This is a genomic window from Stenotrophomonas sp. STEN087 (assembly GCF_056759115.1).
Genome location: NZ_JBRRCR010000146.1, coordinates 1 through 5814, shown reverse-complemented (window position 1 = coordinate 5814; position 5814 = coordinate 1). Strand labels below are relative to the sequence as shown.

The following is a 5814-nucleotide window of genomic DNA, read 5'->3' as shown; positions in this document are numbered from 1 at the left end:
GGGTTCGGGGCCCATGTTCGTTGGGCGGGGGCGGGTGCTTTTGCGGCGGCGCGGGCGGCCGTGAGCGGGGTCCTGGGGCGGCCCGCCGGCCGCCCGCCCCCCGGCACTACCGTTGTGCGTCAGGGCTTGTCGCGCACCAGCGCCTCTGCCTCGACCACGCCGCCATCCTTGCCATGCAGGTACAGGTGCATGTCCTGCTGCGGGTAGGGCAGGTTGATGCCGGCCTTGTCGTAGCCCAGCTTGATCTGTTCCAGCAGGGTGACCTTGGTGCCGAACTGGTCGGCCGACTTCGTGAAGCAGCGGATGCCCAGCTTGATCGCGTGGTCGCCCAGTTCGTACACCACCACGTCCGGCTCGGGCGAGGGCAGCACGCGGCTGTCGGCCTTCATCAGGGCGATGGCGGTTTCACGTGCCAGCTGGATGTTGTCTTCGTAGCCGATGCCGATCACCAGTTCGACGCGGCGCGTCGGTTCGGCGGTGAGGTTGATGATCGGCGCGGCGGTGATCAGCGTGTTGGGAATGGTGGTGTGCTGGTTGTCGGCGCCGGTGATGACGGTCTGGAAGATGCGTACTTCGCGCACGGTACCGGTCTGCCCGGCCACGGTCACTACATCGCCCACGCGGAACGGACGCAGGGTCACCAGCATCACCCCGGAGGCGATGTTGGACAGCGAATCCTTCAGGGCAAGGCCGACGGCCAGGCCGGCGGTGCCGAGCACGGCCAGCAGCGGGGTGATCTGCACGCCCAGCGTGCCGATGGCCAGCACCACCACGATCACCAGCGAGGCGGCGTAGACCACGTTGCGCAGGAAACTGCCCAGCATCGGGTCCATGCCCATGCGCGAGGTGGCGCGTGGCAGCGCATTGGACAGGCGTCGTGCCACCCACATGCCGACCAGCAGCACGACGATGGCCGCCAGCAGCGGTACGCCGTAGGTTTCCAGCAGGCGTTCCCAGTTGAGCGAATGGAACCAGGACGTGGCGGCGGGGACGGGCGGGACGGCAGCGGCGATCATGCGGGCTCCTTTGCAGCAGTAGTCATGGCGTATGCGGACGCCAGAAACAGACACGCCCCGCAGAGGCGGGGCGTGCATGCAGCTGCAGTATGGGCGGACGCCAATGAAAGCGACGTCAGCCCATCAATGCATCAAGCGTTTGCCTTGTGCTTGGCCAAGCGCAGCCAGGTGTCGACCACGGTGTCCGGGTTCAGCGACAGCGACTCGATGCCTTCCTGCATCAGCCATTCGGCCAGATCCGGGTGATCGGACGGGCCCTGGCCGCAGATGCCGACGTACTTGCCCTTGGCGCGCGCGGCCTTGATGGCCATCGACAGCAGCTTCTTCACCGCCGGGTTACGCTCGTCGAACAGGTGCGCGACGATGGACGAGTCGCGGTCCAGGCCGAGGCTGAGCTGGGTCAGGTCGTTGGAGCCGATCGAGAAGCCGTCGAAGATCTCCAGGAACTCATCGGCGAGCAGTGCGTTGGACGGCACCTCGCACATCATGATGATCTTCAGGCCGTTCTCGCCCTGCTTCAGGCCGTTCTGTTCCAGCACCTCGACGACCTTGCGGCCTTCTTCCAGGGTGCGCACGAACGGAATCATGACCCACAGGTTGTCCAGGCCCATTTCGTTGCGCACGCGCAGCACGGCCTTGCATTCCAGCGCGAATGCGGCCGAGAAGCTCGGATCGACGTAACGGCTGGCGCCGCGGAAGCCGATCATCGGGTTCTCTTCGTGCGGCTCGTAGTTGCTGCCGCCGACCAGGTTGGCGTACTCGTTGGACTTGAAGTCCGACAGGCGCACGATCACCGGGTTCGGTGCGACCGAGGCGGTGAGGGTGGCGATGCCTTCGGCCAGGCGGTCCACGTAGAAGCTGACCGGATCACCGTAACCGGCGATCTTCTCGTCGATCTTCTTCCTGGTCGCCGCATCCTGGCGGTCGTACTCCAGCAGCGCGTTCGGGTGGATGCCGATGTGGCTGGCGATGATCATTTCCAGACGAGCCAGGCCGATGCCGGCGTTCGGCAGCTGGCCGAAGTCGAAGGCACGTTCCGGGTTGGCCACGTTCATCATGATCTTCAGCGGTGCCGGCGGCATGTTGCCCAGATCGGTGGTGGTGCGCTCGAAATCGAGCTTGCCTTCGTAGATGAAGCCGGTATCGCCTTCAGCGCAGCTGACGGTGACCTGCTGGCCATCTTCGATGACCTTGGTGGCGTTGCCCGAACCGACCACGGCCGGCACGCCCAGCTCGCGCGCGATGATCGCGGCGTGGCAGGTACGGCCACCACGGTTGGTGACGATGGCCGAGGCACGCTTCATCACCGGCTCCCAATCGGGGTCGGTCATGTCGGCGATCAGCACGTCGCCCGGCTGCACGCGGTTCATGTCTTCCAGCGTCTTGACCACGCGGGCGGTGCCCGAGCCGATCTTGGCGCCGACGGCACGGCCTTCGGCCAGCACGTTGCCGCCCTTTTCAGTCAGCGCGAAGCGCTCGATCTGGGTGGCGTGGCTGCGCGACTTCACCGTTTCCGGGCGGGCCTGCACGATGAACAGCTTGCCGCTGACACCGTCCTTGGCCCACTCGATGTCCATCGGGCGGCCGTAGTGCTTTTCGATGACCAGCGCCTGCTTGGACAGTTCCTGCACGTCCTCGTCGCTGATGGAGAAGGTGCTGCGCAGTTCGACCGGGGTGTCCTCGATCCTGACGCGCTCGCCGGGGACATCCGAATACACCATGCGGATCGCCTTGCTGCCGAGCGAGCGGCGCAGGATCGCCGGCTTGCCGGCCTGCAGGGTGGGCTTGTAGACGTAGTACTCGTCCGGGTTGACCGCGCCCTGCACGACCATTTCGCCCAGGCCGAAGGACGAGGTGACGAACACCACGTCACGGAAGCCGGACTCGGTGTCCAGGGTGAACAGCACGCCGGAGGAACCGACGCCCGAACGCACCATCAGCTGCACGCCGGCGGACAGGAACACGTCTTCGTGCTTGAAGCCGTGGTGCACGCGGTAGGCGATGGCGCGGTCGTTGTACAGCGAGGCGAACACTTCCTTGACCTTGTGCACGACATCGTCGGCACCGGTGACGTTGAGGAAGGTTTCCTGCTGGCCGGCGAAGGACGCATCGGGCAGATCTTCGGCGGTGGCCGAGGAGCGCACCGCAACGGCCACTTCGCCGCCGCCGTTCTCGTCGCACAGCTGCTTGTAGGCGCTGCGGATGTCCTGGTCCAGCTGCGGCTGCAGCGGGGCATCGATCACCCAGGTGCGGATTTCCTTGCCGGCAACGGTCAGCGCGTTGACGTCTTCGACGTCGAGCGTGGCCAGCTTGTCGAAGATGCGCTTGGACAGGTCGTTGTGGGCAATGAAGTCCTTGAAGGCTTCAGCGGTCGTGGCGTAACCGCCGGGGACGGAGACCCCCAGACCGGCAAGGTTGCCGATCATTTCGCCCAGCGACGAATTCTTGCCGCCTACGCGGGCCAGATCGCCCAGACGCAGTTCGTGCAACCACAGGATATTCTCGTTCAAGCGCGATGCTCCGTTTGGCCATCGCCCGAGGCGGGCTGAATGGCCGCGTCCGTAGGAAGAAGCCGATATGATGCCGGTCGCAGTACCGTCGGCACAAGCTTGTGCTGCAACCATTTTCAGCTTCAGAGGGGTGAAAACCGCCTATGTCGACCATCCGTCCGGTGTTCTACGTTTCCGATGGAACCGGTATCACCGCTGAAACCATTGGGCATAGCCTGCTCACGCAGTTCACCGGGTTCAGCTTCATCACTGATCGAATGTCGTTCATCGACGACCCCGAAAAAGCGCGGGAAGCGTGTGTCCGGATCCAGGCGGCGGGGGAGCGGTACCAGGTCCGGCCCATCGTGGTGAACTCCTGCGTCGACCAGAGCCTGAGCCTGATCCTGGCCGAAAGCGGGGCCCTGATGCTGGACGTGTTCGCCCCGTTCATCGAGCCGCTGGAGCGGGAACTGGCCAGCCCGCGCCTGGCCCGGGTCGGCCAGGCCCACGGCATGGTGGACTTCGAGACCTACCACCGCCGCATCAACGCGATGAACTTCGCGCTGACCCACGATGACGGCATCGCGGTGAATTACGACGATGCGGATGTGATCCTGGTGGCGGTGTCGCGCGCTGGCAAGACGCCTACCTGCATCTACCTGGCCCTGCATTACGGGGTGCGCGCGGCCAATTACCCGTTGACCGACGAGGATCTGGAGAGCGACCGCCTGCCACCGCGGTTGAGAAACTATCGTCGGAAATTATTTGGCCTGACCATCGATCCGGACCGCCTGCAGCAGATCCGCCAGGAGCGCCGGCCGAACTCGCGCTACGCCAACCTGGACACCTGCAAGCGCGAGGTGGCCGCGGCCGAGGTGATGTTCCAGATGGAACGGATCCCGACGCTGAGCACCACCCACACCTCGATCGAGGAGATTTCCAGCAAGGTGCTGGGCACGCTGGGACTGCAGCGCGAGATGTATTGAGGTCGCTGGTAGAGCCGGCCGCTGGCGGGCTGCCAGGGATTGCCGGCCAGCGGCCGGCTCTACCCGGGGTTCGGCATGGCGTCCGGGGCGCGGCGGCGGTTGAACGCCCCCCCTTTGGCCGGGGCCACGCAGCCCCCACGTTTTATGGCCAACGTGTAGGATCGACCCATGGCTCACGCCTCGCCCCGCACCGAACGCATTCCCCGCCTGAGCCGGCTCAGCTGGCTGATGGGCCTGTATGCCGAGAATTACCGGCATCTGGTGCGCCTGTTCGCCCCGGCCGAACTGACCGCCGGCAGCTACGTCTCCTCGGTCGGCGACGGACTGGACGTGCGCCTGGACGTCATCGAATGCCACCGCTACACGGTGGAGCTGCGCCTGACCTACGACCTGGCCGACCCGGTGACCGGTGAGCCGGACCCCTCGGCCTACGTGCGCCTGTACCGTGACGCCCGCCAGGCCGAGACGACCCACTGCTACGTGGGCCGCCGCTGGCAGGACACGATGGGCCTGTACCCGCCGCCGGCTGAGCTGATCAGCCACCGCATGCGGATGAACACCTTCCTCGGCAAGTGGCTGGAATACCTGGCCGAGCGCGGCCACGGCGTGGCCACCCTGCGCCGCGACCCGGAGGGCAGCGGCGCGCTGCCGGCCGAGCGCCGCCTGTCGCTGGTGCGCTGATCGGCCATAATCCGGGGCTGACCTGCCGCTGGATGCACGCCCATGCCGTATACCCCGATCGTCGCCACCCTGGGCTATGTGCTCTCGCCCGATCGTCGCCAGGTGCTGATGATCCACCGCAACACCCGCCCCGGTGACCACCACCTGGGCAAGTACAACGGCCTGGGCGGCAAGGTTGAACCGACCGAGGACGTGGCCGCCGGCATGCGCCGCGAGATCGCCGAGGAAGCCGGCATCGACTGCACGGCCATGCGCCTGCGCGGCACCATCAGCTGGCCGGGCTTCGGCAAGCATGGCGAGGACTGGTTCGGTTTCGTGTTCGTCATCGACAGCTTCGAGGGCAGCCCGCATGGCGGCAACCACGAGGGCACTCTGGAGTGGGTGGACGTGGACAAGCTGGACACGCTGCCGATGTGGGAGGGTGACCGCAACTTCCTGCCGCTGGTGTTCGACGCCGACCCGCGGCCGTTCCATGGGGTGATGCCGTACCGGGATGGGCGCATGCAGAGCTGGGCGTTCAGCCGCCTCTGAGGCTGTTCCGGTGCCGCTGCGCTCGCCGGGCCTGGGCCCGGGCGTAGCGGGGGGCGGGGGGCGGGTGGCGGCGGGGGCCGGCCCGGGGGTGGGGGGGGCCCCCCCGCGCGC

Annotated in this window: 5 protein-coding genes; 3 read left to right on the top strand and 2 right to left on the bottom strand. The window is 66.5% G+C overall.

The window, feature by feature from the left end; all coding sequences use genetic code 11:
• Nucleotides 1–119: 119 nt before the first annotated feature.
• A complete protein-coding gene (locus ACVOK1_RS20100) occupies nt 120–1016 on the bottom strand; it encodes a mechanosensitive ion channel family protein (RefSeq protein ID WP_481563058.1) in 897 nt (298 codons plus the stop codon).
• Between the two features lie 131 nt (nt 1017–1147).
• The gene (gene ppsA / locus ACVOK1_RS20095) at nt 1148–3526 is read right to left on the bottom strand and encodes a phosphoenolpyruvate synthase (protein WP_406235817.1); all 2379 of its coding nucleotides are present in this window, start codon (nt 3524–3526) and stop codon (nt 1148–1150) included.
• Nucleotides 3527–3669: 143 nt separating this feature from the next.
• On the opposite strand from ppsA, the gene ppsR reads away from it, so the two are divergent.
• The 3 genes from ppsR (at nt 3670) to ACVOK1_RS20080 (ending at nt 5703) form a co-directional block, all read left to right on the top strand.
• On the top strand, nt 3670–4491 hold the full coding sequence (gene ppsR / locus ACVOK1_RS20090; protein WP_164074306.1) for a posphoenolpyruvate synthetase regulatory kinase/phosphorylase PpsR: 822 nt from the start codon (nt 3670–3672) through the stop codon (nt 4489–4491).
• Between the two features lie 168 nt (nt 4492–4659).
• Entirely contained in the window at nt 4660–5172 is a 513-nt protein-coding gene (locus ACVOK1_RS20085; RefSeq protein ID WP_367382542.1) for a DUF1249 domain-containing protein, read from the top strand.
• 42 nt (nt 5173–5214) lie between these two features.
• On the top strand, nt 5215–5703 hold the full coding sequence (locus tag ACVOK1_RS20080) for an NUDIX hydrolase (RefSeq protein ID WP_108769173.1): 489 nt from the start codon (nt 5215–5217) through the stop codon (nt 5701–5703).
• Nucleotides 5704–5814 lie beyond the last annotated feature (111 nt).

Bases quoted from the DNA above. Each gene is read 5' to 3' on its own strand.
- ACVOK1_RS20100 (WP_481563058.1), bottom strand. From the start codon at position 1,016: ATGATCGCCGCTGCCGTCCCGCCCGTCCCCGCCGCCACGTCCTGGTTC.
- ppsR (WP_164074306.1), top strand. From the start codon at position 3,670: ATGTCGACCATCCGTCCGGTGTTCTACGTTTCCGATGGAACCGGTATC.
- ACVOK1_RS20085 (WP_367382542.1), top strand. From the start codon at position 4,660: ATGGCTCACGCCTCGCCCCGCACCGAACGCATTCCCCGCCTGAGCCGG.
- ACVOK1_RS20080 (WP_108769173.1), top strand. From the start codon at position 5,215: ATGCCGTATACCCCGATCGTCGCCACCCTGGGCTATGTGCTCTCGCCC.